The sequence below is a fragment of the Pseudomonas halotolerans genome (assembly GCF_039581215.1).
In the GTDB taxonomy this organism is placed as follows: Bacteria; Pseudomonadota; Gammaproteobacteria; order Pseudomonadales; family Pseudomonadaceae; genus Aquipseudomonas; species Aquipseudomonas tehranensis.
This window is the reverse complement of the sequence record NZ_JBCNTJ010000010.1, coordinates 152594-177310: the sequence shown is the minus strand read 5'-3', so window position 1 is coordinate 177310 and position 24717 is coordinate 152594. Positions and strand designations below refer to the sequence as shown.

At 60.9% G+C, this 24717-nt stretch carries 20 protein-coding genes and 1 pseudogene; 13 read left to right on the top strand and 8 right to left on the bottom strand.

What is annotated here, in order from left to right:
* Positions 1 to 3 precede the first annotated feature (3 nt).
* The gene (locus tag AAIS01_RS15745) at positions 4 to 291 is read left to right on the top strand and encodes an Rdx family protein (RefSeq protein ID WP_092458348.1); all 288 of its coding nucleotides are present in this window, start codon (positions 4 to 6) and stop codon (positions 289 to 291) included.
* Here AAIS01_RS15745 and AAIS01_RS15740 read toward each other — a convergent pair.
* Both AAIS01_RS15740 and AAIS01_RS15735 read right to left on the bottom strand, forming a co-directional pair.
* Positions 285 to 1178 carry a DMT family transporter gene (locus AAIS01_RS15740; protein ID WP_343469686.1) on the bottom strand — a complete coding sequence of 298 codons (894 nt, stop codon included), beginning with the start codon at positions 1176 to 1178 and terminating at the stop codon, positions 285 to 287. The genes AAIS01_RS15745 and AAIS01_RS15740 overlap by 7 nt on opposite strands.
* A 92-nt stretch (positions 1179 to 1270) precedes the next feature.
* Entirely contained in the window at positions 1271 to 2020 is a 750-nt protein-coding gene (locus AAIS01_RS15735) for a helix-turn-helix transcriptional regulator (RefSeq protein ID WP_092458354.1), read from the bottom strand.
* A 134-nt stretch (positions 2021 to 2154) separates the two neighbouring features.
* On the opposite strand from AAIS01_RS15735, the gene AAIS01_RS15730 reads away from it, so the two are divergent.
* Positions 2155 to 2973: a UDP-2,3-diacylglucosamine diphosphatase gene (locus tag AAIS01_RS15730; RefSeq protein ID WP_343469685.1), complete on the top strand. Its 819-nt coding sequence runs from the start codon at positions 2155 to 2157 to the stop codon at positions 2971 to 2973.
* A 298-nt stretch (positions 2974 to 3271) separates the two neighbouring features.
* Here AAIS01_RS15730 and AAIS01_RS15725 read toward each other — a convergent pair whose 3' ends face one another.
* Together AAIS01_RS15725 and AAIS01_RS15720 are read right to left on the bottom strand one after the other, a co-directional pair.
* Positions 3272 to 3856: an HD domain-containing protein gene (locus AAIS01_RS15725; protein ID WP_343469684.1), complete on the bottom strand. Its 585-nt coding sequence runs from the start codon at positions 3854 to 3856 to the stop codon at positions 3272 to 3274.
* A gap of 20 nt (positions 3857 to 3876) precedes the next feature.
* On the bottom strand, positions 3877 to 4188 hold the full coding sequence (locus tag AAIS01_RS15720) for an Mpo1-like protein (protein WP_343469683.1): 312 nt from the start codon (positions 4186 to 4188) through the stop codon (positions 3877 to 3879).
* Positions 4189 to 4349: 161 nt separating this feature from the next.
* Here AAIS01_RS15720 and AAIS01_RS15715 point away from each other — a divergent pair.
* Positions 4350 to 5406: pseudogene (locus AAIS01_RS15715) on the top strand (AraC family transcriptional regulator).
* Here AAIS01_RS15715 and AAIS01_RS15710 read toward each other — a convergent pair.
* On the bottom strand, positions 5363 to 6817 hold the full coding sequence (locus AAIS01_RS15710; protein WP_092397485.1) for a TrkH family potassium uptake protein: 1455 nt from the start codon (positions 6815 to 6817) through the stop codon (positions 5363 to 5365). The pseudogene AAIS01_RS15715 and the gene AAIS01_RS15710 sit on opposite strands and share 44 nt — an antisense overlap.
* A 183-nt stretch (positions 6818 to 7000) precedes the next feature.
* On the opposite strand from AAIS01_RS15710, the gene AAIS01_RS15705 reads away from it, so the two are divergent.
* Positions 7001 to 7570, top strand: coding sequence for an NAD(P)H nitroreductase (locus tag AAIS01_RS15705; RefSeq protein ID WP_343469682.1), 570 nt, complete (start codon positions 7001 to 7003; stop codon positions 7568 to 7570).
* 198 nt (positions 7571 to 7768) lie between these two features.
* On the opposite strand, the gene AAIS01_RS15700 is transcribed toward AAIS01_RS15705, so the two are convergent.
* The 3 genes from AAIS01_RS15700 to phhA form a co-directional block, all read right to left on the bottom strand.
* The gene (locus AAIS01_RS15700; RefSeq protein WP_343469681.1) at positions 7769 to 8962 is read right to left on the bottom strand and encodes an amino acid aminotransferase; all 1194 of its coding nucleotides are present in this window, start codon (positions 8960 to 8962) and stop codon (positions 7769 to 7771) included.
* On the bottom strand, positions 8962 to 9318 hold the full coding sequence (locus tag AAIS01_RS15695; protein WP_214913138.1) for a 4a-hydroxytetrahydrobiopterin dehydratase: 357 nt from the start codon (positions 9316 to 9318) through the stop codon (positions 8962 to 8964). The genes AAIS01_RS15700 and AAIS01_RS15695 overlap by 1 nt, the downstream gene beginning before the upstream one ends.
* A 99-nt stretch (positions 9319 to 9417) precedes the next feature.
* Entirely contained in the window at positions 9418 to 10203 is a 786-nt protein-coding gene (gene phhA, locus AAIS01_RS15690) for a phenylalanine 4-monooxygenase (protein ID WP_047226214.1), read from the bottom strand.
* A gap of 414 nt (positions 10204 to 10617) precedes the next feature.
* On the opposite strand from phhA, the gene AAIS01_RS15685 reads away from it, so the two are divergent.
* The 9 genes from AAIS01_RS15685 to AAIS01_RS15645 all read left to right on the top strand — a co-directional run bounded on the left by AAIS01_RS15685 (position 10618) and on the right by AAIS01_RS15645 (position 24627).
* The gene (locus AAIS01_RS15685; RefSeq protein WP_343469680.1) at positions 10618 to 12180 is read left to right on the top strand and encodes a sigma-54-dependent transcriptional regulator; all 1563 of its coding nucleotides are present in this window, start codon (positions 10618 to 10620) and stop codon (positions 12178 to 12180) included.
* A 353-nt stretch (positions 12181 to 12533) separates the two neighbouring features.
* Positions 12534 to 13271 carry a flagellar basal body rod protein FlgF gene (locus tag AAIS01_RS15680; RefSeq protein ID WP_047226216.1) on the top strand — a complete coding sequence of 246 codons (738 nt, stop codon included), beginning with the start codon at positions 12534 to 12536 and terminating at the stop codon, positions 13269 to 13271.
* Positions 13272 to 13320: 49 nt separating this feature from the next.
* On the top strand, positions 13321 to 14106 hold the full coding sequence (gene flgG / locus AAIS01_RS15675) for a flagellar basal-body rod protein FlgG (RefSeq protein WP_024617478.1): 786 nt from the start codon (positions 13321 to 13323) through the stop codon (positions 14104 to 14106).
* Positions 14107 to 14157: 51 nt separating this feature from the next.
* Positions 14158 to 14853: a flagellar basal body L-ring protein FlgH gene (flgH, locus tag AAIS01_RS15670; RefSeq protein ID WP_186654079.1), complete on the top strand. Its 696-nt coding sequence runs from the start codon at positions 14158 to 14160 to the stop codon at positions 14851 to 14853.
* 45 nt (positions 14854 to 14898) lie between these two features.
* Positions 14899 to 15984, top strand: coding sequence for a flagellar basal body P-ring protein FlgI (locus AAIS01_RS15665; protein ID WP_177193342.1), 1086 nt, complete (start codon positions 14899 to 14901; stop codon positions 15982 to 15984).
* Positions 15985 to 15994: 10 nt separating this feature from the next.
* Entirely contained in the window at positions 15995 to 17311 is a 1317-nt protein-coding gene (gene flgJ, locus AAIS01_RS15660) for a flagellar assembly peptidoglycan hydrolase FlgJ (RefSeq protein WP_343469679.1), read from the top strand.
* 10 nt (positions 17312 to 17321) lie between these two features.
* Positions 17322 to 19388, top strand: a complete 2067-nt coding sequence (gene flgK / locus AAIS01_RS15655; RefSeq protein WP_343469678.1) for a flagellar hook-associated protein FlgK — start codon at positions 17322 to 17324, stop codon at positions 19386 to 19388.
* A gap of 13 nt (positions 19389 to 19401) precedes the next feature.
* On the top strand, positions 19402 to 20967 hold the full coding sequence (locus AAIS01_RS15650; protein WP_343469677.1) for a flagellar hook-associated protein 3: 1566 nt from the start codon (positions 19402 to 19404) through the stop codon (positions 20965 to 20967).
* Between the two features lie 93 nt (positions 20968 to 21060).
* On the top strand, positions 21061 to 24627 hold the full coding sequence (locus AAIS01_RS15645; protein ID WP_343469676.1) for a glycosyltransferase: 3567 nt from the start codon (positions 21061 to 21063) through the stop codon (positions 24625 to 24627).
* Positions 24628 to 24717: the final 90 nt, after the last annotated feature.

The window sequence follows — 24717 nt, the reverse complement described above, 5'->3', positions numbered from 1 at the left end:
GCAATGACCGCACACAAACCGGAAGTCGTCATTACCTATTGCACTCAATGTCAGTGGCTGCTGCGCGCCGCCTGGCTGGCTCAGGAGCTGCTCAGCACGTTTAGCGACGATTTGGGCAAAGTATCTTTGGTGCCAGGCACCGGTGGGGTGTTTCACATCAGTTGCGACGGCACGCAGATCTGGGAGCGCAAGGCCGATGGTGGTTTTCCCGAGGCCAAGGTTCTCAAGCAGCGGGTTCGCGACCGCATCGACCCGGAGCGGGACCTGGGCCATAACGACCGGGTTCAGTGAGACGCGGCTTGGGCGCCTACACCCGGTTTCTTTGTGCCGCCACTGAGTTGGCTCGACACTACGATCGCAACGATGATCAGCGCGCCGCCCAGCAGCATGCGCAACGTGGGATTTTCATCGAATAGCAACCAGGCCATGGTGATGCCATAGACCGGCTCCATGGCAAACACCACCGCCGCCGTGCGGGCCTTGATCACCGCCAGGCTGGCGACGAACAGGCTGTGGGCCAGGCCGGTGCAGAACACCCCCAGCAGGGCGATCCACAGCCAGTCGACAGGGCGCACGTCAATCAGTTGTGGCGCCGCCATGGGCAACAGGCAAAACCCGACCACCAGGTTCTGGCACAACGCGGCCTGTACCGGCGGCACCCGTGTGGAACCGGCGCGGTTGACCAGCGAAAGCAGGGAGAACAGCAAGCCCGAAAGCACGGCCCACAGCAGGCCGGTGGTGGCGCCGCTGGCCAGGTCGAAGTGTGGCGTGACCAGCACCAGGCCGATGCTCACCAATATCACCAGCAGGATTTCATTGACGCGGATCCGCTCGCGGAAAATCACCCCTTCGAGCAGCACCGTGAAGGCCGGGAAACTGGTAAAGCCCAACGTGGCGATCGCCACGCCGGCGACTTTCACCGCTATGAAGAAGCTCACCCAATGGCCGGCGAGCAATAGCCCACCCAGCAGCAAGCGTCGAACGTCCTGTGCGTGGAGTTTGTGCCAGCGGGCGCTGCTGGCGAAACGGGCAAAAACTGCCAGGGCCAGCACCGCGAATACGGCACGACCGAACACGATGACCGCTGGCGAGGCGGCGGCGAGCTTGCCGAACACACCGGTCAGGCCAAACATGAGTGCGCCAATGTGCAGGGCGCCGAGGGCGGTACGGGGAGTCATTGCGATCCTTGTCCAACGGTTGAGCGTCAGGGTATTGAACCCGTTACCGGCCGTTTCTGTCTGTCGCGATCCTCGCGTTTTTTAGCGCGAAGCTAGCGCTGGCGCCGCAGCTTGCCCGGTGAAGCGCCGAATTCGCGCAGCACTGCGGCGGCAAACGCACTTTGCGAGCTATAACCGACCCGATGGGCGATTTCACCGATAGGCAGTTGTGAGTCACGCAGCAGCCCTACCGCCTTGTGCAGACGGCGGCTGCGGATGTAGTCCATCGGGGTTTGCCCGCATTCGGCGACGAAGCGTGCATGCAAGCGGGCACTGGAGAGCCCGGCGACCTGGGCCAGGTCCGCCACTTGCAGCGGATAAGCGGCGTACTGGTCAATGTGGGCGTTGAGCGCCGCATAGGGCAGGCGCCGGCCACCGATTGTGTCCTGACCAGAGCCATTGAGGCTGGCCAGGAGCAGCACCGCCCCTTGTTGGGCAATCAGTGGGTCGTCCACCGGGCTGCCCGCCAACCAGTTGACCAACTGGCTTTGCCCCGCATCCAGGGGCCTGCGAGCGGTATTGTCGAGCAATCGGCGGCTGGCGTCGGCGTGATCACCCAAGGCTTGCCCGATCCAGTCATCGCCCGGCACATCCAATACCAGGCAACGGCTGCCACGGGGGCTGCCGCAGGCGTGATGGGCGCCGGCCGGTATCACCACGAAGCTCTGCTGCACGACCTGGCTGCCACAACCTTCGACCTCGAAATCCAACAGGCCGGACAACCCGAACACCAGTTGGGCGTGGTCGTGGCTGTGGACAATCAGGTCGTGGCTGTACTGGCGTAGCGTGAGGATCGGTCTCATCTCGGTCTCCCGGGGCAGGCCGTCAGCATACACCGAGGCCACGGCGCTTCGCGCTGTCATGTAACGGACTTGTGTTTGTCATGGGGTATTAACCGCAGGCAGGCACAGTGGCTAAAACGATCAGAGGGTTGCCCATGACCAGCGCCGAGCTCGCCAGACCCAGCCGCAAACAGCGTGTTCGCACCCTATGGATTTCCGATGTGCATCTGGGCACCCGGGACTGCCAGGCCGAGCATTTGTCGCAGTTCCTCAAGGGCTACCATACCGACAAGATCTACCTGGTGGGTGACATCATCGACGGCTGGAAGCTGCGCGGCGGCATGTACTGGCCACAGGCCCACACCAACGTCATTCGTCGCTTGCTGACCATGAGCAAGCGCGGCACCGAGGTGATCTACGTCACCGGCAACCATGACGAGTTCCTGCGGCGTTACTCCAAGCTGATCCTGGGCAACATCCAACTGGTGGACGAAGCCGTGCACGTCACCGCAGACGGCCGGCATTTGCTGGTGATCCATGGCGATCAGTTCGATGTCATCACCCGGTACCACCGTTGGCTGGCATTCCTGGGCGATTCGGCCTACGAGTTCACCCTGACCCTGAATCGCTGGCTCAACCATTGGCGGGCCCGTTATGGCTACGGTTACTGGTCGTTGTCGGCGTACCTCAAGCACAAGGTCAAGACGGCGGTCAGCTTTATCAGTGATTTTGAAGAAGCCATCGCCCATGAATGTGTGAAGCGTGAGCTGCACGGCGTGGTATGCGGGCACATCCACCATGCCGAGATGCGCAGGGTGGGCGAGGTGGAGTATCTCAATTGTGGCGATTGGGTCGAGTCGTGTACGGCGCTGATCGAGCACTGGGACGGGTCGATCGAGTTGTATCGGTTGGCCGATGCCCAGGCGCGGGAAGCGCTGCTCAAGGCTGAGTTGAAAGTGGCCGAGCCGGTGTAAGCCGGTCTGACGCCATCGCGGGCAAGCCTTGCTCCCACAGGAGGTGCTTGCTCTCACAGGCTGTGAATACCTGTGGGAGCAGCCTTGCTGCCACAGGAGGTGCTTGCACTCGCAGGCTGTGAATGCCTGTGGAAGCAGCCTTGCTCCCACAGGAGGTGCTTGCACTCGCAGGCTGTGAATGCCTGTGGAAGCAGCCTTGCTCCCACAGGAGGTGCTTGCTCTCACAGGCTGTGAATACCTGTGGGAGCAAGGCTTGCCCGCGATGGACCGCGCAGCGGTCCCCAGCAATCAGTCAGGCTTAAACCTGTTCAGCCATCGCCGCCTTGTAGATCGACTGCTTCGGCACAGCAAACACCCTTTCGAGCATCGGCTCGAAGAAACTCAACGGCAGGGTGTCGTACTCGGCATCGAACGCCGCGGCGTCGTATCGGGCGCAGAAATCAATGGTCGCCTGGTATTGGGGGTGCGCTTCGAATTGCTCGCGCAGATGCCGGTCCATGCCCAGGTGGTGGAAGAAATAATAGCCCTGGAATATCCCGTGTTTTTCCACCATCCACAGGTTTTCGGCGCTGACGAACGGCTTGAGGATGGCGGCGGCAATGTCCGGGTGGTTGTAGCTGCCCAAGGTGTCGCCGATGTCGTGAAGCAAGGCGCAGATCACATATTCCTCGTCCCGCCCATCACGATAGGCGCGGGTGGCGGTTTGCAGGGAATGAGTCAGGCGATCCACCGGGAAACCGCCGAAATCGCCGTCCAGCAACTTCAAATGGGTCAGGATCCGACCTGGTAATTGCCGGGCATAGGCGCTGAAGTCGGCGGCGATGATTGCCCAGTCTTCCTCAGTACCGTCCTTCATGTGGGTAAAACGCGCTTGGGAGTTCATGGGCAGTCCTTTGAGCGTGGCTAGAACGCAACCTTGCCCCGCAGCATGTCGCGGTACATGACGAAATCGCCGAGCAGGCTGTACAACGGATGCTGGAACGTGGCGGGACGGTTCTTTTCAAAGAAGAAATGCCCAACCCAGGCAAAGCCGTAGCCGGCAATGGGCAGCATGATCAGCCACCAGCCGTTGCCGACGATCAGAGCCAGGGCGAAAATCAGGATGACCAGGGAGGTGCCGATAAAGTGCAAGCGCCGGCAGGTGCTGTTGCTGTGTTCGCTGAGGTAATAGGGGTAGAACTCAGCGAACGTATTGAAGCGTCTGGTGTTTTCCACGACTGTCGGCTCTGTGGTTATTGTTCTGTTGACTCAGTGCATCCAACGGTTTGCTTGAAGTCTAGAGTGATCATCTGCAACGACCAGTGACAATGGGCGCCACTTTAGTATCCTTCGCAAATCCAGCCGTACCCTGCGGCTCGTCATGCAAGTAAAACGTCATGAGCGAACGAACGACTTCTTCAAGCTGGGCGATGGGGATTGTCAAGGCACTGGAAATGGACGGCCTGGATTGTCGGAGGTTGTTCAAACAGCTGGGGCTGGACTATGACGCGCTGGAAGATCCGGATGCGCGGTTCCCCCAGGATTCGATGACCCGACTCTGGCAACGCGCCGTGGAGTTGTCGGGCAACCCGGCCATCGCCTTGAACATGGGGAAAGTGGTGCGCCCGGCGTCGTTTCACGTGGTCGGGTATGCCTTGATGTCCAGCCGCACGCTGGTCGAGGGGTTCCAGCGGCTCGTGCGTTATCAGCGGATCATCGCTGAAAGCGCCGACCTGAGCTTTCGTCAGATGGAGGGAGGCTACGCATTGGTGCTGACGGTGCATGGCGATCACCTCCCGCCCACCCGTCAAAGCGCCGAGGCTTCCCTGGCCTGTGCGCTGGCCATGTGCAACTGGTTGACCGGGCGCACGCTGCACCCGATGAAGGTGCTGTTCCAGGGCGTCGAGCCTGTTGATCTGGCACCTTATCAGCAGGCGTTTCCTGCGCCGCTGGTATTCGGTGCGCCCTACGACGCGTTGATCTTCGAACGCAGCGACATGGAGGCACCGTTACCCACCGCCAACGAAGCCATGGCGCAGCTCCACGACCGGTTTGCCGGTGAGTACCTGGCGCGTTTTTCCGAAAGCCGCGTGACCCACCAGACGCGCCAGGTATTGTGCCGACTGCTGCCACGGGGCGAGCCCAAGCGTGACGTGGTGGCGCAGACGCTGCACCTGTCCCAGCGCACCTTGCAGCGGCGCTTGCAGGAAGAGGGCACCAGTTTCCAGAGCCTGCTGGATGACACCCGCCGCGAACTGGCCGAACAGTACCTGGCGCAGCCGACCCTGACCCTGCTGGAAATCGCCTATCTGTTGGGGTTCGCCGACCCGAGCAATTTTTTCCGGGCCTTTCGACGCTGGTTCGACACGACGCCCGGCGAATACCGGGCGCGGTCAAACGGCCGGGTCGATCAGTGACGCCAGAACGCCGGGATGCACAGCACGAACACGGTGATGATCTCCAGTCGGCCCAGCAGCATGCCTGCCGACAGAATCCATTTGGCCGCATCCGGCAGCGGGGCAAAATTGCCGGCCGGGCCGATGGTCTCGCCAAGCCCTGGGCCAACGCCGGACACGGTACTGGCCGCGCCGGTCAGGGCCGTCATCCATTCCACGCCCAATAGCGAGAGCAGCAAGGCAATCACGCAGATGGTGATGGCGAAGAAGAACGAGAAGGTGAGAATCGACCGCACGATTTCTTCGTCGAGGCGGTGGCCGTTGTACTTCTGTTTGATCACCGCGCGCGGGTGAATCAGTTGCTTGAGGTTGGCCCTGAGCAGAATGTAGGCGACCTGGAAGCGGAAGATCTTGATCCCGCCGGCCGTCGAACCTGAACAGCCACCGATGAACCCCAGGTAAAAAAACAACATCAGCGAGAAATTGCCCCACAGGCTGTAGTCCCCCAAGGCGAACCCGGTGGTGGTGACGATCGACGTCACGTTCATCGCCACGTGCCGCAGGGCCTCCAGCCAGTGCAGGTCGGTAGTTGCCCAGTACCAGGTGCCCAGCACCACCCAGGTCACCAGCAGCACCGCCAGCAGGCCTTGAACCTGCTGGTCCTTGATCAGCGCCCGGCGGTTGCCCCGCAGCGTCGAGACGTACAAGGCAAACGGCAGGCTGCCGAGAATCATGATGACGATAATGACCCAATGCACCGCCGGTTCGGTCCATTTGGCCAGGGATTTGTCCGACGTCGAGAATCCGCCGGTGGAAATCGCCGACATTGCATGGTTGATGGCGTCGAACAGGCTCATCCCCGCCCACCAGAGCGCCAGGGTGCCGAGAATGGTGATGCCTACATAGGACGCTACGATCAGCCGCGCCACCATGTGGGAGCGCGGCATGACTTTCTCCGAGCGGTCGGAGGATTCGGTCTGGAACAGCCGCATGCCACCGATGCGCAACAGTGGCAGGATCGCCACCGCCATCGCGATGAAGCCGATCCCGCCTAGCCAGTGCAAGAGTGACCGCCACATCAGAATGCCGGGGGACATGTTGTCCAGGCCGCTCAGGACCGTAGCGCCAGTGGCGGTGATCCCGGACATGCTTTCGAAGAACGAGTCGGTGTAGCTGATGTGCTGGGTCAGCAGGAAGGGCAACGCGGCAAAGATACACACCACCAGCCAACTGCTGACGGTCAGCAGGTACATGTCCCTGGGGCGCAGATGTACGTGTTCCGGGCGTCCGGGCAGGACCAGGGCCAGGCCGGCGACAAAAGTGATCATGCTCGACCAGAGGAACGACGGCAGGTCGTTGGTGCGCTCGAAGATCAGCAAGGTGGCCATGGGCACGACCATGGAGATCGCCAGGGTGATCAGGAAGATGCCGATGATGAAACCAATGATCCGCAGGGTCGGCAACGCCATGAAGTCCGCTCGGGCTGAAAAGGGAAGGGCGTCATTCTACCCGCGACAAGCGGCATGTAAACCGGCACCCGTGGCGCACGAGGCCAGCGGCCTGCGCAATGGACTTTTTGATCTCGGAATTTGAGCTAACGAACTCCCCGTACAAGCCACTAGAATAGCGGGACATTTTTCAGGAGGTGGCCGATGCAGGCTCTCGACGCTTTGCTCAACCGTGTTTCCGTCCCGCGTCTGGTGGACCCGGCGCCTACCGCCGAACAGCGCGAGGTCATGTTCGCCGCTGCGATGCGGGCACCGGATCACGGTCAGTTGCGGCCATGGCGTTTTCTGACGGTCGAAGGGCCGGCGCGTCAGCGCATGGGCGAGCTCCTGGCCGACGCGGCGCGGTTCAATGATCCGCTGGTCGCCGAAGCCGTCGTGGAGAAGGCGCTCAACGGCCCGCTACGCGCGCCGCTGGTCGTGGTGGTGATCGCACGGTTGCAGGACCATTTCAAAATCCCCAAGTCCGAACAAATGCTGGCGGCCGGCTGCGCGGCCCATGCAATCCTGCTGGCGGCTTATGCCCAAGGGGTTGGCGGAGTCTGGCGTACGGGTGAGCTGGCGTATTCACCTCATGTGGCCAAGGGTCTGGGTCTTGAGGACGGTGAAGAGGTGATCGGTTTTCTTTACCTGGGGACGCCGCAGAAAGAAGCGCGCACGGCGCCGAAGGTGGAAACGGCAGAGTTTGTCAGCGAGTGGACAGGCCTGCCGGTCTAACGTCTGGCGCAGCTTCTGTGGTTAAGAGGACTTATCTGTGGCGAGGGGATTTATCCCCGTTGGGCTGCGCAGCAGCTCTTAAATGCGTCACCTCGCAGAGTCAGGCTGCCTTGTATCGGAGGTTTTGGGGCTGCTGCGCAGCCCAGCGGGGATAAATCCCCTCGCCACAAGGGGATGTGTTCAGCTATTAAAGGCTGGTTACTTGCACACGTCAGCAATCGCCTCCGCCAGCAAATCCAGGCGCGTGGCATCAATGCCGGCCACGTTGGCCCGACCTGTGCCGACCATGTACACGCTGTGGCGTTCGCGCAGGTTCTTGACCTGTTCCGGTGTCAGGCCGGTGTAGGAAAACATCCCGCGTTGTACGCCGATATGAGCGAAGCGCTCACGCAAGCCGTGGGGCTCGAGCGCTTCCAGCAGGCCGCTGCGCAACTGCGCAATGCGCAGGCGCATGGTCTGCACTTCGTCGGCCCACAGGCTTTTGAGGTCTGGGTTGCCCAGGATCGTCGCCACGACGGCTGCGCCATGATCCGGCGGCGTTGACCATAGGTTGCGGGCGATGTTCGCCAGTTGGCTGCGGATGTCCACCAGTTTGTCGGCATCGCCGGCGCAGACGATCAGCGCGCCAGTGCGGTCGCGGTACAGGCCGAAGTTCTTCGAACAGGAACTGGTGATCAGGACTTCAGGCAAGCCTTGAGCAAACAGCCGCACGGCCCAGGCATCCTGCTCCAGCCCATCGCCGAAACCTTGATAAGCGAAGTCGATCAACGGCAGCAGGTTGCGGCTGCGCATCACCTCCAGTACCTGGCGCCATTGTTCCTGGGTCAGGTCGAAGCCGGTGGGGTTATGGCAGCAGGCATGCAGCAACACCACATCGCCCTTGGGTGCCTGGCTGAGGGTCGCCAGCATCGCTTCGAAATCCAGGCGATTGTCGGTGCCCACGTAGGGGTAATGGCTGGTCTTGACCCCGGCAGTGGCGAAGATGGTTTCGTGAATCGGCCAGGTCGGGTTGCTCAACCATACGCCGCGGCCCGGCAGGCATTGGGCAATAAAGTCGGCACTCAGGCGCAGGGCGCCGGTGCCGCCCGGCGTCTGGGTAGCTCCGGCGCGATTGTCCTTGATCAGCGTCGAGTCGGCGCCCAGCACCAGTTCATTGATCAACTGGCCGAACGTGGCGTCGCCATGACCGCCGATGTAGGTCTTGGTGCTCTGGCGGTCCACCAGGTGCTGCTCGGCCTGTTTGACTGCCGCAAGAATCGGCGTCAGGCCTTGGGCGTCTTTATAGACACCCACGCCCAAGTCGAACTTGCCCGGGTTGCTGTCCGCCGCGTAAGCCTCCATCAGGCCGAGGATCGGGTCGCCGGGCACCCGGCCGATGGCATCGAAATGCATTACTTGCGGCCCTCGGCGGTCTTGGCCACGTCATCGGTGCGGGCGGCCATGATGAAGTCATTGCGGTGCAAACCCTTGATGGAGTGGCTCCACCAGGTCACGGTGACTTTGCCCCATTCGGTGAGCAGACCCGGGTGATGACCTTCGGCCTCGGAGATTTCCCCGACGGCGTTGGTGAAGGCCAGGGCATGCTTGAAATTCTTGAACAGGAAGACTTTTTCCAGTTGCATCACGCCGTCGCGCACTTCGATGTTCCAGTCCGGGATCTGCTTGATCAGTACCGGCAGTTCTTCGTCGCTGACGTGTGGAGCGTCGGCGCGGCAGGCTTCGCAATGGGCTTGGTTCAGAGTGTTCATGGTGTGTTCCTGTATCGAATATTTGAAAAACGTCGATGCACCCACGCTAAAGCAAAGCCGCGTTGTGCAACAGACTCAATTGAGATTAAAAGACGCGGTTCACGCAGCTTTTGGGGGAAATTTCGGGGCGTGCAAGCCCAGTTCGCGACCGCGCTTGACCATGCCCATGATGTCTTCGTGGGCCAGGTCGAACAGTCGCTTGAGCTCGGGGAGCACGAAATACACCGGCTGCAGGATGTCGATGCGATAGGGCGTGCGCATGGCTTCCAGCGGATCGAAGGCTTGATGCTCCGGCTCGTCCGACAAGCAGTAAACGGTTTCTTTGGGCGAAGACAGGATGCCGCCACCGTAGATGCGCCGGCCTTGCGGGGTTTGCACCAGGCCGAACTCAATGGTCATCCAGTACAGGCGCGCCAGGTAGACGCGTTCTTCCTTGGACGCCTGCAGGCCGAGTTTGCCGTAGGTGTGGGTAAATTCGGCAAACCAGGGGTTGGTCAGCAGCGGGCAGTGACCAAAGATCTCGTGGAAAATGTCCGGCTCTTGCAGGTAATCCAGTTCTTCGCGGGTACGAATAAACGTCGCGACCGGAAACTGTTTGCTGGCGAGCAATTCAAAAAAGGTCTGGAAGGGGATCAGCGCCGGTACCCGGGCGACTTGCCAGCCGGTGGTTTCGCCCAACACCTTGTTGATTTCACCCAATTGCGGAATACGGTCGTGGGGCAGGCCCAGCTTGTCGATACCGTCCAGGTACTCCTGGCACGCACGGCCTTCAATGACTTTGAGCTGGCGGGTGATCAGCGTATTCCACACCGCATGTTCCTCAGCGGTGTAGTGGATAAAACCTTGCGCATCGGGCTCGCGGGCCACGTACTGCGTCTGCTTCATGCTGCTCTCCTGCTGATTTCCCTCTGGGGGACGGCTTGTTTGTTGTTATGTCCAGCGATGCATTAGAGATAACCCGAAGCAGGCGTCGGCGCAGCGGCGAGATAGAGAGATCAGTTTTCAATAAAGGCTAATATCGTAAAGTTTTCGTTACGTATCGGCTGGCGTGGCGATATGCTGGAGGTTTTCGAGTGGGAATCGGCCTACAACTGTCACATAATCTTGACGACTATTTGCGCGCCACTGCAGAAAATCTCTGGGCGGGGAGCTTGCTCCCGCTGGGGGCTGTGCCGAAGGCTGCGATCTTTTGGGGCTCAAGTGTTTTGGAAAAGATCGCAGCCTCGCTTCGCTCGGTAGCTCCTACAAGCGGGAGCGAGTGCCCTCGCCACGAATTCCTAATCCACATCGGGTCTTTTTATGCGCATCAAAGTCCATTGCCAGAACCGCATCGGCATCCTGCGGGACATTCTCAACCTGCTGGTGGAGTACGGCATCAACGTCGCCCGCGGGGAAGTGGGCGGTGAGCACGGCAATGCGATTTATCTGCACTGCCCGAATCTGATCAACATCCAGTTTCAGGCGCTGCGTCCGAAATTCGAAGGCATTGCCGGGGTCTTCGGCGTCAAGCGCGTCGGGTTGATGCCCAGTGAGCGCCGGCACATGGAGCTCAACGCGCTGCTCGGCGCCCTGGAATTTCCGGTGCTGTCCATCGACATGGCAGGCTCCATCGTCGCCGCCAACCGGGCAGCGGCGCAGTTGCTCGGGGTGCGAGTGGACGAAGTGCCAGGAATCCCCCTGTCCCGGTACGCCGAGGATTTTGACCTGCCGGAGCTGGTGCGCGCCAATCAGTCTCGCATCAACGGCTTGCGAGTCAAGGTCAGGGGGGATGTGTTTCTGGCGGACATCGCGCCGCTGCAATCGGAGCATGACGACAGCGAGGCCATGGCCGGTGCGGTGCTGACGCTGCATCGGGCGGACCGGGTCGGCGAGCGCATTTATAACGTGCGTAAACAGGAGCTGCGTGGCTTCGACAGTATCTTTCAGAGTTCCAAGGTGATGGCTGCGGTGGTGCGCGAGGCCCGGCGCATGGCGCCGTTGGATGCGCCGCTGCTGATAGAAGGCGAAACGGGTACCGGCAAGGAGTTGCTGGCTCGCGCTTGTCACCTGGCGAGTCCGCGCGGGCAGTCTCCGTTGATGGCGCTCAATTGCGCGGGGTTGCCGGAATCCATGGCCGAGACTGAACTGTTCGGCTACGGCCCCGGTGCTTTCGAGGGCGCCCGGGCCGAAGGCAAGCTCGGGTTGCTCGAGCTGACCGCCGGAGGCACGTTATTCCTCGACGGAGTGGGGGAAATGAGCCCGCGCCTGCAAGTGAAATTGCTACGCTTTTTGCAGGACGGTTGCTTCCGTCGTGTCGGCAGCGATGAAGAGGTGTACCTGGATGTCAGGGTGATCTGTGCGACCCAGGTGGATTTGTCCGAACTCTGCGCCCGAGGGGAATTCCGTCAGGATCTGTACCACCGCTTGAACGTTCTTTCGCTGCATATCCCGCCATTGCGCGAGTGCCTCGACGGCCTGACCCCGCTGGTGGAGCATTTCCTTGATCAGGCCAGTCGGCAGATTGGCTGTCCATTGCCTAAACTGGCGCCGGCGGCGATGGACCGCCTCAGCCACTATCACTGGCCGGGCAACGTCCGTCAGTTGGAAAACGTGCTGTTCCAGGCTGTTTCCCTGTGTGATGGCGCAACGGTGAAAGCCGAGCATATCCGCCTGCCGGACTACGGCGTGCGTCAGCCCCTGGGGGACTTTTCCCTGGAGGGCGGACTGGACGACATCGTCGGGCGATTCGAGAAAGCCGTGCTTGAGCGGCTGTACTCCGAACACCCCAGCAGCCGACAACTGGGCAAGCGGCTGGGGGTTTCCCATACCACCATCGCCAATAAGTTGCGTGAGTATGAGGTCGGTAAGGAACCTGGGATGTAATCCGTTATTTGTGGCGAGGGGATTTATCCCCGCTGGGGCGCGAAGCGGCCCCCGATATCCTGTCTGACACACCGCGCAAGCAGGCACAGTTTGGGGCCGCTTCGCAGCCCAGCGGGGATAAATCCCCTCGCCACAAGTATTCGTGAGCCTGCCCATCCGGTCATCCTTTGCCTTGCAGCGGCATGACACCGCCGGTTTTTCGTCTTCGATACATTTCCCTAAATCCCTTCAAGAACCCGCAAACCCTTTGTTTGTGCGGCTCTACGGCGCCAGAAAAAAGTTGGTCTGCAAATTGCTTAGTGCTCAGCAGTACAGCAGTGGACGGCAAACGTCCGGCATGCAGAGGAACGACTGTGGACAAGTACCTTTATGTGGCAATGACCGGCGCCAGCCAGAACGCACTGGCGCAGCGGGCCCATGCCAACAACCTGGCGAACATCTCCACCAACGGTTTTCAGAAAGACCTGGAGCAGGCCCGTTCGATGCCAGTGTTTGGTGACAGCTTTCCGGCGCGGGCATTTGCCATGTCCGAGCGTCCCGCCACCGACTTCACCCCTGGCGCGCTGGTGGAAACCGGCCGTGACCTCGACGTGGCAGTCAGCGGGCCGGGCTGGATGGCTGTGCAGAACCCTGAAGGCGGTGAAAGCTACGTGCGCACCGGCAGCCTCAACGTTGACGCCCTGGGCGTGCTGCGGGCCGGCAACGGTATGCCGGTAATGGGCAACGGTGGTCCGATCGCCGTGCCGCCAGAGCAGAAAATCGAGATCGGCCAGGACGGCACCATCAGCATCCGCGCCATGGGCGAAGGCCCGCGCGTGATGGCTGAAGTCGACCGCATCAAGCTGGTCAACCCGGATCTTCGCAACATGACCAAGGGCCTGGACGGCACCATCCGTACCAAGGACGGCCAGCCGGCTGTCATTGATGCCAACGTGCAGTTGGTGTCGGGGTTCCAGGAAGCGAGCAACGTCAATGCCGTGGACGAGATGACGTCGGTGCTGGCCCTGGCCAAGCAGTTCGAGCTTCACGTCAAGATGATGAACACCGCCAAAGAAGGCGACGAAGCCATGGCTCGGGTCTTGCAGATCTAATCATTAATTACAGCGTCGCGCCGAAAAACAGGCGTACGAGGAGAATCGAATGCTTCCGGCTCTTTGGGTTGCCAAAACAGGTCTGTCCGCCCAGGACACCAACCTTTCTACTATTTCCAACAACCTGGCGAACGTGTCGACCACGGGTTTCAAGCGTGATCGCGCCGAGTTTCAGGACCTGCTGTACCAGGTCAAACGCCAGCCAGGCGCCCAATCGACCCAGGACAGCGAACTGCCGTCGGGCCTGCAAGTGGGTACCGGTGTGCGTATCGTCGGCACTCAGAAAAACTTCAACGCCGGCAGCCTGCAAACCACCGAGCAGCCGCTGGACATGGCCATCGACGGTCGCGGTTTCTTCCAGATCCTGCAACCCGATGGCACCACGTCCTACACCCGTGACGGTACGTTCCACCTCGATTCCAACGGCCAGATCGTCAATGCCAGCGGTTTCGCCCTGGAGCCGGCCATCGTCATTCCCAACGATGCCCAGACCTTCACCGTGGGCCGCGACGGCACCGTGTCCATCACTGTAGCGGGCAACCCTGCCTCCCAGGTGATCGGCAACCTGCAGACGGCCGACTTCATCAACCCGGCCGGCCTGCAAGCGGTGGGTAACAACCTGTTCCTGGAAACCGCGGCCAGCGGCGCGCCACAAGTCGGCACGCCAGGCCTGAACGGCTTCGGTACCACGCTGCAGAACACCCTGGAAACGTCCAACGTGAGCACCGTGGAGGAGATGGTCAACATGATCACCACCCAGCGCGCCTACGAGATGAACTCCAAGGTGATCTCCACCGCCGACCAGATGCTCTCGTTCGTTACGCAGAATCTGTAATCACGTCTATAGGGCGGCCTGAGGCCGCCTGCAACACCAAGAGGTAGGGTCATGAATCGCTTCGTATCTGTTCTGGCACTGAGTGGGATTACCGCGCTCGCGGGCTGTGTCGCGCCACCGCCCAAGCCCAATGACCCGTATTACGCTCCGGTGTTGCCGCGCACGCCGTTGCCGGCTGCCGCCAACAATGGTTCGATCTACCAGGCCGGTTTTGAGCAGAACCTGTACAGCGATCGCAAGGCGTTCCGGGTCGGTGACATCATCACCATCACCCTGAACGAGCGCACCCAGGCCAGCAAGAACGCCAACTCGCAGATCGACAAGAGCAGCGAGACCAGCGTCGGCCTGACGTCCTTGTTCGGCTCCAGCCTGACCACCAACAATCCCATCGGTGGCGGTGACCTGAGCCTCAATGCCGGCTACGGTTCCGACCGTTCGAGCAGCGGCGACAGCCAGTCCGGGCAGAGCAACAGCCTGACCGGTTCGATCACCGTGACCGTCGCCGATGTGTTGCCCAACGGCATCATCGCCGTGCGGGGTGAGAAGTGGCTGACCCTCAACACCGGGGACGAACTGGTGCGCATTGCCGGTATGGTCCGTGCTGATGACATCTCCACCGACAACACTGTTCCGTCGACTCGTGTGGCCGATGCGCGCATCACCTACTCGGGCACTGGCGCCTTTGCCGATGCGAGTCAGCCAGGCTGGTTCGACCGTTTCTTCCTCAGCCCGAAGTTCCCTTTCTAGGTGGCCCAGTTGAATCTTAAGCGGTTGAATCTCAAGCAGCTGTTGATGGGCGCATTGCTGATGACGGCGGCCTTCACCGCTCAAGCCGAGCGTCTGAAGGATATCGCGAGCATTTCCGGCGTGCGTTCCAACCAGTTGATCGGCTATGGCCTGGTTGTGGGGCTCAACGGTACGGGTGACCAGACCACCCAGACCCCATTCACCCTGCAAACCTTCAACAATATGTTGTCGCAGTTTGGTATCAAGGTGCCGGCGGGTTCGGGCAACGTGCAGTTGAAAAACGTCGCGGCGGTGTCGGTCAGTGCCGACCTGCCGGCGTTCGCCAAGCCCGGGCAACAGGTGGATATCACTGTTTCGTCCATCGGTAACTCCAAGAGCCTTCGCGGCGGCACCCTGTTGCTGACGCCGCTCAAGGGCATCGACGGCAACGTCTACGCTGTCGCCCAGGGCAACCTGGTGGTGGGCGGTTTCGATGCCGAGGGTCGTGACGGTTCGAAGATTACCGTCAACGTTCCGTCGGCTGGCCGCATTCCTGGCGGTGCGTCGGTGGAACGTGCGGTACCGAGCGGTTTCAACCAGGGCAACAGCCTGACCCTGAACCTCAACCGTTACGACTTCACTACCGCCAAGCGCATCGTCGACAAGATCAACGACATGCTTGGCCCAGGCGTGGCTCAGGCCATCGACGGCGGTTCGGTGCGCGTCACTGCGCCGCTGGATCCGAGTCAGCGGGTCGACTATTTGTCGATCCTGGAAAACCTCGAAGTCGATCCGGGCCAGGCGGTGGCGAAAGTCATCATCAACTCGCGCACCGGTACCATCGTGATCGGCCAGAACGTCAAGGTTTCACCCGCTGCGGTGACCCATGGCAGCCTGACCGTGACCATTACCGAAGACCCGATCGTCAGCCAGCCAGGGCCTTTGTCCAATGGCCAGACCGCCGTGGTGCCCCGTTCGCGGGTCAATGCCGAGCAGGAAGCCAAGCCGATGTTCAAGTTCGGCCCGGGCACTACCCTGGATGAAATTGTCCGGGCGGTGAACCAGGTCGGCGCGGCGCCGGGCGACTTGATGGCGATTCTCGAAGCCTTGAAGCAGGCCGGCGCGTTGCAAGCCGACCTGATCGTGATTTAAGGAACGAGCCATGGATATGCGCAAGGGCGCTTTGATCAGCGGGGATTCGGGTTCTTACTCGGATCTCAATCGCCTGAACCAGCTCAAGGTCGGCGACAAGAACAGTGACGGCAACCTGCGCAAAGTGGCGCAGGAATTCGAGTCGCTGTTCATCGGTGAAATGCTCAAGTCCATGCGTGCGGCCACCGAGTCGATGGGCAAGGACAACCCGCTCAATACTGCTGAAGCCAAGCAGTATCAGGAAATGTACGACCAGCAGTTGGCCGTTTCCATGTCTCGCGAGGGCGGCGGTATCGGCCTGGCCGACGTGCTGCTGCGCCAGATGTCCAAGAACAAACCCCTGGTGTCAGGCGAGGCGGCAACACTGTCCGCCGGCAAGCAGGAGCAAGCGTTGGACGAGGCCGTCAAGGCCCCGGTGCCGACGCCCATTGCCGCCGGCACATTGCCTGACGGACCATTGTCACGCTCCAACGGCCAGCGGCCGCTGTGGGCTTCGCGGGCCGTGAGTGCGCCGCAAGGGGCGGGCGAGGGCGTTCACCGCAACGACATGGAATTGCTCAACCAGCGCCGCCTGGCTTTGCCGCCGAAACTGGCCGACCGTCTGCTTGCCGGGCTGGTGCCTTCGGCTGCGGCCACACCTACGACCGCGCCTGAAGCCAGGGTGCAGAACATGTTGCCGGATCGCGCCGTGGCCGCCGTCAAGCCTGCCACCGGCGAACTGGCCAATGGCGACTGGCTGGCCGCGCTCAAGGCAGCAGAACCGAGCGAGTCCATGCAGGTGTACGGTCGCGCCGTGGCGCAGCCACCCCTGGCTCCTGCTCGCAAGGCCTTCCGCGATGCTGACGAGTTTGTCGATGCCATGCTGCCAATGGCCAAGGAAGCCGCGGACCGTATTGGCGTAGACCCGCGTTATCTGGTGGCCCAGGCGGCCCTGGAAACCGGTTGGGGCAAATCGGTCATGCGTCAGCCCGATGGCAGCAGCAGCCACAACCTGTTCGGTATCAAGGCCAGCAAGAATTGGACGGGCGATTCGGCGCGGGCCATCACCAGCGAATTCCGCAATGGCGAGATGGTCAAGGAGACGGCCCAGTTCCGTTCCTACGCTTCGTATCGCGACAGTTTTCATGACCTGGTCAATCTGCTGCAAAGCAACAGTCGCTATCAAGATGTTCTGAAGTCGGCCGATAACCCGGAACAGTTTGTGCGTGAGTTGCAGAAGGCCGGTTACGCCACCGACCCGAACTACGCCAGCAAGATTTCGAATATAGCCCGGCAGATGACCAGTTACCAAAACTACGCTTCGGCTGGCGCCACTACGACTTTATAAGGTCTGAACCATGAGTTTGCTCAACATCGGGATGTCGGGTCTGTCCGCAAGTCAGACCTCATTGGTGACCACGGGTAACAACATTGCCAACGTTGATACCGCCGGTTATTCGCGTCAGCAGACGGTGCAGACCACCAAGGCATCCAATCAATACGGCAACGTGTTCATCGGCTCCGGCACCACCCTGGCCGATGTGCGGCGGGTCTATAATTCCTATCTTGAAGCGCAGTTGAAGACCACGACCTCGCTCAACAGCGATGCGGCGGCCTATCAAGGGCAGATCACCCCGCTCGATGCCTTGCTGTCGGACACCGGCACGGGCCTCAACGGCGCGCTGACCAAGTTTTTCGCATCAGTGCAGAACGTCAATGCCAAGCCGGGTGACGATGCGTCCCGCCAGTTGCTGCTCAGTGATGCGCAAGCCTTGAGCAACCGTTTCAATTCGGTCGCCAGCCAGTTGACGGAGCAGAACCAGAACATCAACGGCAACCTGACGAGCATGGTCGATCAGGTCAACAAATTGGCCACCACCGTTGCTCAGTTGAACAAGAAAATCGCCGAAGTCTCCAACTCCGGCGGTGCTCCCAACGACTTGCTCGACGCCCGCAACCAGACCATTCTCCAGCTCTCGGCGTTCACCGGTACTCAGGTTGTGGAGAACGGCAGCAGCCTGGACATCTACCTGGGTTCCGGCCAGCCGCTGGTGATGGGCAATACCGTCAACACTCTGGAAACCGTGCCGGACAAGAACGATCCAGGGCGCCTGGGGATCCAGCTCAATAGCGGCTCCAGCGTCATGGACCTCACCCAGGTACTCACCGGTGGCGAGATCGGCGGCCTGATGCGCTATCGCAGCACTGTGCTCGACCCGGCCATGAACGAGTTGGGCCGCGTGGCCCTGGTGGTCGCCGACCAGATGAACGCGATCCAGGCCTCGGGCATCGACAAGAACGGCGCCTTCGGTTCCAACCTGTTCACCAACATCAACAGTGCCGCGCAGATGAGCCAGCGCAGCATTGCCGCGCTGGACAACAGTGCCGGCTCCGGCAACTTCAACGTGGCCATCAAAGACACCGGCGCGCTGACCACCAACGATTACAAGGTGACGTTCACCAGCGGCACCGACTACACGGTCCAGCGCCTGCCCGACGGCACTTCGATGGGTTCGTTCAATACCGCGACGACGCCGCCGCCGGTGATCGACGGTTTCTCGATGACCTTTGCCAATGGCACCGCTGCCGCTGGTGATTCGTTCAAGATCACCCCGACCCGCAACGCAGCGACCAGTATCAAGACCGAGATGACCGACTCCAAGCGGCTGGCGATTGCCGCGCCGCTGGGCGCCGCCATCGTGCCGGGCGGCAGCGGTACGCTGACCATTCCGGCCAGCGGCCAGCCGACCATGACGTCGCAGCTGGATATCTATGACGAAGCCACCACCACCATCATCCAGAACGGCATCAAGACCTCGATGCCAGTCAAGGTGGTCTTCGGCGCGACGTCCGCCGACGGCACCAGCCAGGCTTATCAGTTGCTCGATGCCACGGGCGTCGAGATCAGCAATGGCACGATCAAGCCCGGCCAGAGCAATACCTTGAGCCTGAGCGTTCCGCTCAAGGATGCCAGCGGCAACCCGATCATGGATTCTTCCGCACCGCCGGTGCAGCGTACCGTCACCTTCGACATGTCGATTGCTGGCGCGCCGTCCAACGGTGCCGCGATCGATGTGAGCGTCAGCCAGGCCGGCAGCCTGGACAACCGTAACGGCACTGTCCTGGCCGGTTTGCAGACCGCCAAGACCGTGGACACTGGTTCCGCCAGCAAGGGTATTTCCCTGGGCGATGCCTACGGCAAGCTGGTGGAGGGCGTAGGTTCCAAGGCCGCCCAGGGCAAACTCGACAGCGCCGCCACCGGTGCGATCCTGGACAACGCCAAGGGCGCGCGTGACTCGCTGTCAGGCGTGGACCTGGACGAGGAAACCGGCAACCTGGTCAAGTATCAGCAGTACTACACCGCGTCTTCGCAGATCATCAAGGCTGCGCAGGAAATCTTCAGCACATTGATCAACAGTCTTTAAGGAGTCGTAGCCCATGCGAATTTCTACCGCCCAGTTTTACGAATCCACGGCTGCGAACTATCAGAAAAACTTCGCCAATGTGGTCAAGACCAGCGAAGAGGCCAGCAGCCTGGTGCGCATCAATACCGCCGCCGATGACCCGGTAGGGGCTTCGCGTCTGCTGCAATTGGGCACGCAGGCCTCGATGCTGGCCCAGTACGAAACCAACGCCAACACCATCAAGGCCACCCTGGGCACCACTGAAGCGGTGATGACCAGCATTGGCAACGTCCTGCAGCGCGCCAAGGAATTGGCCGTCGGTGCCGGCAACGCTGGCTACACCGACGCCGACCGCCAGGCCAACGCTTCTGAGCTGGCGCAGATCGAAGAGCAGTTGCTCAGCCTGATGAACAGCAAGGACGAAAACGGCAAATACATTTTCGCCGGCTCCAAGGGCGATACCATCCCGTTCACCCGCAACACTGATGGCAGCTACAGCTACAACGGTGACCAGGTAACCCTCGACCTGCCGGTCGGCGACACCATGTCGATGGCCACCAACAGCACCGGCTGGGAAGTGTTCCAGCAGGCCGTCAACACCAGTCGCAGCCAGGTCACCATGACTGCGCCGGCGGTGGACGATGGTCGCGTAGTGCTGTCCAACGGTCAGGTCTCGTCCAGTGTCAGCTACAACAGCAAATTCCGCAGCGGCGAGCCGTATACCGTTGAATTCACCAGCGGCACGCAGCTGAGAATCACCGACTCCGGCGGCAACGACGTCACCGCCGAAGCCAGCCAGGGCGGCGCTTTTGACCCCGCCAGCAAAAGCGGTCAGGCAGTGCAGTTCCGTGGCTTGGAACTGACCCTGAACATCAATCTGCAAACCGGTGATGATGCCAATACCGTGCTGCCAGGCCATACCTTTACCCTGGCCGCCAAGCCGGACACCTTTGCCGCGACCCGCAGCCCGGGCAACCCGACCGCTGTCCAGGTCACCGGCAGCGAGATTACCGACCCGGTGGCGTATCACGCCAGTTTCCCGACCGGCTCTGCCGTGCTGAAGTTCACCAGCGCCACCGATTTCGATCTGTACGCCGCGCCGTTGACCGCCAACAGCCAACCAGTGTCCAGCGGCACCCTGGCCGGCAACGTGGCCACCGCCTCCGGCGTGAGCTTCACTCTGGACGGTACGCCCGCTGCGGACGATCAGTTCAGCATCGCGGTCAACACTCACGAAACCCAGAACATTCTGGACACCGTGAACCAGTTGAAAACCGCGTTGAGCACGCCGACCAACGACGATCCGATTGCGCTGCAAAAGCTGCAGGCTTCGCTGGCCTCCGGCATCGGCAACCTGGCCAGCGGCACCGATCAGTTGTCCAGCGCCTTGAGTTCGGTAGGTGGACGGGGTCAGGCTCTGGATACCCAAAGCGACACGAACCAGAGCCTGGTGTTGGCTAATACCCAGACCCAATCGTCGATTCGCGATTCCGATGCGGCTGAAGTGATGACGCGTCTGACCTTGCAGCAGACCATGTTGCAGGCTTCGCAACTGGCTTTCAGCAAGATCGCCCAACTGGGCCTGTTCAACAAGATCTGAGCCGGTATCGACCGAGCCGCCAACCGTCTTTTTTAAGCGGTTCCGGGGCGCCGGCCTGAAAAGGCCGGCGCCCGCCGCTCGAGAGTTTTTGCCGTGAAGCCACTTCCCCTCGTCAGCATTGTCATTCCCGCGTACAACCCCCGGTTTTTCGACCAGGCACTGCTCAGTGCCCTGGCTCAGACTTACGAACAGATCGAAATCGTTGTTTGCGACGATTCGTCTGGCGATGAAATTCGCCAGATTGTCGACTCCTTTGCCGAACCCTCTCATCCGATCCGCTATCTACGAAATCCGCAGCGACTGGGGCTTCAGGGCAACCTGTTGCGCTGTGTCGAGGAGGCTCGGGGCGAGTTCATCAAAGTGCTGTGCGACGATGATCGGCTGTTTGCGCCGAGCATTGGCAAGCAAGCTCAGGTGCTGATTGATCACGCCGATGTCAGCGTGGTATTTGCCCTTCGGTTGTTGTGTGATGCGGGTAATTTTATTCTCCCTCCGCGAATCGACAATTGCCGGTTCTCGCCGAACGATGCCCTGCTCAAGGGCGATGACATGCTGGCGATTTTCGAGAGCACGCCGACCAATTTCGTCGGTAATTTCAGTTCCGCCCTGATGCGCCGGACGGATGTGCTAGAGCTGCTGCCAGCGCTGGTCCAGGGCGGAGCCGGTTTCGTTGCCACCCTCGACTTTGCCTTGTTTGTCTGCCTGATGCGCCGGGGGAATCTGGCCACGCTCAACACAGTATTGAGTGTCGAGCGCTTGTACCCGGAGCGTTTAAGCAAGACCCCGGAGATGCTCAAGGCTGCAAAAGTGGAATGGCAGTGGTTGGCGCAGATGCTCGCCGCGCGTAACGGTGAAGCGGCGCCGGCCTCTGGCTGGGTGCGCTGCGTTGATCTGGACAAAGTCACCGATCAGCCCCACGCCTGGCAGGAACTGTGTGTGACCCGTGTGCTGGGCAATCGCAATACGGTCGTCAATGGCCGGGTAGGTGCCCAGAGCGAGAGTTATGCCGAGTTCTACCGCGAGTGGCTGTCGGTTCGCCGCTTTAGCGAGGTTGAGCAGCGTGTCATGCCTGCGCGCATCGACAGTTGGCCATTGCGTCCGAACATCGTGCCGATTGTCATCGACGCTGCTGGGGACGAGGTGGCCTTGGCGACCACGCTGAACAGCATAGAGGGCCAGCTCTATCCGGCCCAGGCTGTCGTGGTGCTTTCCGACGCCCGTTGCGAGGCCAATGACCGGGTGTTGCAGTTGCCTTATCAGCCCGACTGGGCGCGGCAACTCAATGCCATTGTTGCGCAGTTGGAGGGCGCACATTGGTTCTATCTTCTGCGCGCTGGCGATAGCCTCCGTGATTCAGCGTTGTTGATCCTGGCCGAACGCGTGGCGGGCAAGACCGGAATTCTCTGCGCTTACAGCGACGAAGGCGCACTGGTAAACGGTGAGTCCATCGAGCCGGTGTTCAAGCCTGATTTCAACCTCGACCTGATGCGCGCTTATCCCTACGTCGGTCGGGCCCTGGCCTTTGAACGCGAGCGTTTCATGACCCTGGGCGGGTTCGACCCGGCCCGCGGTGAGCTGGCGCCTCACGACCTGCTCTGGCGGCTGGTGGAAGAGGCCGGCCCGCAAACCATCGAGCACATTGCCGAGATCCAGGTGGAGTCCACACTGAGTTTTGCTCAATGGTTGTCGTGGCCCGAGGTGATCGAGGGCAACGCCCCTATGGTTGGCGCTCACCTGGAGCGCATTGGCGCACCTCATGAGATTCGCCAGGGTGTGTTGCCGCTGATCAATCGCATCGACTACCGCTACGACATCCGTCCGTTGGTGTCGATCATCCTGCGCACGGGTGATTCACTGGTAGCCTTGCAGCGCTGCTGCGAAAGCCTGATCGAGCGTACTGCCTATACGCACTATGAAATCCTGATCGTGGACAGCGGCGTGCGGGACCCGGCCATGCTCGGCTGGCTGGCCGACATGGCTCAGTTGGGCGCGAGCATGCTACGCGTGCTGCGTTACGCCGGTGACGACAATGACGCCTCAGTGCGTAACTTTGCCGCGAGCCAGGCCCGGGGCGACTACCTGTTGCTGCTGAGCCCGCAGATGGTCATAGGCGACAGAGATTGGTTGGACGAGATGATCAATCATGCGCTGCGCCCGGAAGTCGCGGTGGTCGGCGCAAGGATACTCAGCCCCCAGGGCACAGTTGTCGGCGCTGGGCAGATTCTCGGCTTGGCCGGGCCGGTTGGATCACCATTTTACGGTGAGCCCGCGACCTCTCGTGGCTACATGCAGCGTCTGCACACGACCCAGAACTGGAGTTCGGTCAGCAGCGACTGCCTGATGGTACGCAGGCAAGTGTTTGAAGAGTTGGGTTGCCTCGATGACACGACGTTCACCCAGGGCCTCAGTGACGTCGATTTGTGCCTGCGAGCAGGTAAGGATGGCTACTTGGTGGTCTGGACACCTTACGCCAGCGTCATACAAGCGACCGGGCAATCGTCAGCCCAACTGGAAGAAGTGTTGCAGGAGCGCGAACGCGAAGTTTTCTATCGCAAATGGTTGCCGCAGATTGCGCGTGATCCGGCTTACAGTCCTTCCTTGAGCTTGGGGGCGTCGAGCTTTGGACTTGAACCATCGCTACGCAATAACTGGAATCCCTTTTACACCCGTGCGTTGCCCTTGGTCCTCGGGTTGCCGGTCAACGCTACCGCAGTAGGCCACTATCGTGTTACAGCCCCGCTGGCCGAACTCGAAGCGAGCGGGCGGGTGATTGCCCGGGTGGCCTATGAGTCACCTTCGACCGTCGAAATCGAGCGGCTTTCTCCAGATACCATCGTGTTGCAGGGGCGCTACAGCGAAGGTGCTGCTGGGGACATTCTACGGATGAAGAAATATTCCGGCGCTTTGAGGATTTTTGAACTCGACGACTACATAGTAAGCGCGCCCAAGAAAAACACCCACACGCGCAACAAACCCGTCAACACCGAGCAGATGTTGCGCGAGGGTATCGCGTTGTGTGATCGCGTGGTGGTGACGACTCAGCCGCTGGCCGATGCCTTATCCTGCATGCACAACGAGATCCGTGTGGTGCCTAACATGTTGCGCCCCGAGCCATGGGCCCGGTTGACCAGCCGGCGCGGAACATCCTCTAAGCCTCGGGTTGGCTGGGGCGGTGGGACCAGCCACAGCGGCGATCTGGAGATCATTGCCGACGTCGTCCGTGAGCTGGCCAATGAGGTGGAGTGGGTGTTCTTCGGGATGTGCCCGGAAGTGTTGCGTCCCTACATTCATGAGTTCCACGCCTCTGTCGGGTTGCAGACTTACCCGTTCAAACTGGCCAGCCTGAACCTCGACCTGGCACTGGCGCCGCTGGAGTTCCACATTTTCAACGATTGCAAGAGCAACCTGCGCTTGCTGGAATACGGCGCCTGTGGCTACCCGGTGATCTGCACCGATACCAAGGCTTACGACGGTTTCCTGCCCTGTACCAAGGTACGCAGCAACAGCACCGAGGAATGGATCGCGGCGATCCGCATGCACCTGGCCGATCCTGACGCCAGCTACCGCATGGGTGATGAACTGCGCGAAGCGGTGCTTCGTGATTTCATGCTCAGTGGCGACAACTTGCAGCATTGGTTGTGGGGGTGGTTGCCGGACTAGCCCTGACAATGCATTGGAATAATGGCGGCTTTAGTCGCCTTTTTGCCGTCTCAATCTCCATGCCCGCAGGCCGATACAGGCAGATGAGTT

Coding starts and splice junctions, on each gene's coding strand:
- AAIS01_RS15695 (WP_214913138.1), bottom strand. CDS start 9,318: ATGAACACTCTGAACCAAGCCCATTGCGAAGCCTGCCGCGCCGACGCT.
- flgG (WP_024617478.1), top strand. CDS start 13,321: ATGCTTCCGGCTCTTTGGGTTGCCAAAACAGGTCTGTCCGCCCAGGAC.
- AAIS01_RS15665 (WP_177193342.1), top strand. CDS start 14,899: ATGGGCGCATTGCTGATGACGGCGGCCTTCACCGCTCAAGCCGAGCGT.
- AAIS01_RS15685 (WP_343469680.1), top strand. CDS start 10,618: ATGCGCATCAAAGTCCATTGCCAGAACCGCATCGGCATCCTGCGGGAC.
- AAIS01_RS15740 (WP_343469686.1), bottom strand. CDS start 1,178: ATGACTCCCCGTACCGCCCTCGGCGCCCTGCACATTGGCGCACTCATG.
- AAIS01_RS15745 (WP_092458348.1), top strand. CDS start 4: ATGACCGCACACAAACCGGAAGTCGTCATTACCTATTGCACTCAATGT.
- AAIS01_RS15650 (WP_343469677.1), top strand. CDS start 19,402: ATGCGAATTTCTACCGCCCAGTTTTACGAATCCACGGCTGCGAACTAT.
- flgJ (WP_343469679.1), top strand. CDS start 15,995: ATGGATATGCGCAAGGGCGCTTTGATCAGCGGGGATTCGGGTTCTTAC.
- flgH (WP_186654079.1), top strand. CDS start 14,158: ATGAATCGCTTCGTATCTGTTCTGGCACTGAGTGGGATTACCGCGCTC.
- AAIS01_RS15730 (WP_343469685.1), top strand. CDS start 2,155: ATGACCAGCGCCGAGCTCGCCAGACCCAGCCGCAAACAGCGTGTTCGC.
- flgK (WP_343469678.1), top strand. CDS start 17,322: ATGAGTTTGCTCAACATCGGGATGTCGGGTCTGTCCGCAAGTCAGACC.
- AAIS01_RS15710 (WP_092397485.1), bottom strand. CDS start 6,817: ATGGCGTTGCCGACCCTGCGGATCATTGGTTTCATCATCGGCATCTTC.
- phhA (WP_047226214.1), bottom strand. CDS start 10,203: ATGAAGCAGACGCAGTACGTGGCCCGCGAGCCCGATGCGCAAGGTTTT.
- AAIS01_RS15725 (WP_343469684.1), bottom strand. CDS start 3,856: ATGAACTCCCAAGCGCGTTTTACCCACATGAAGGACGGTACTGAGGAA.
- AAIS01_RS15705 (WP_343469682.1), top strand. CDS start 7,001: ATGCAGGCTCTCGACGCTTTGCTCAACCGTGTTTCCGTCCCGCGTCTG.
- AAIS01_RS15700 (WP_343469681.1), bottom strand. CDS start 8,962: ATGCATTTCGATGCCATCGGCCGGGTGCCCGGCGACCCGATCCTCGGC.
- AAIS01_RS15735 (WP_092458354.1), bottom strand. CDS start 2,020: ATGAGACCGATCCTCACGCTACGCCAGTACAGCCACGACCTGATTGTC.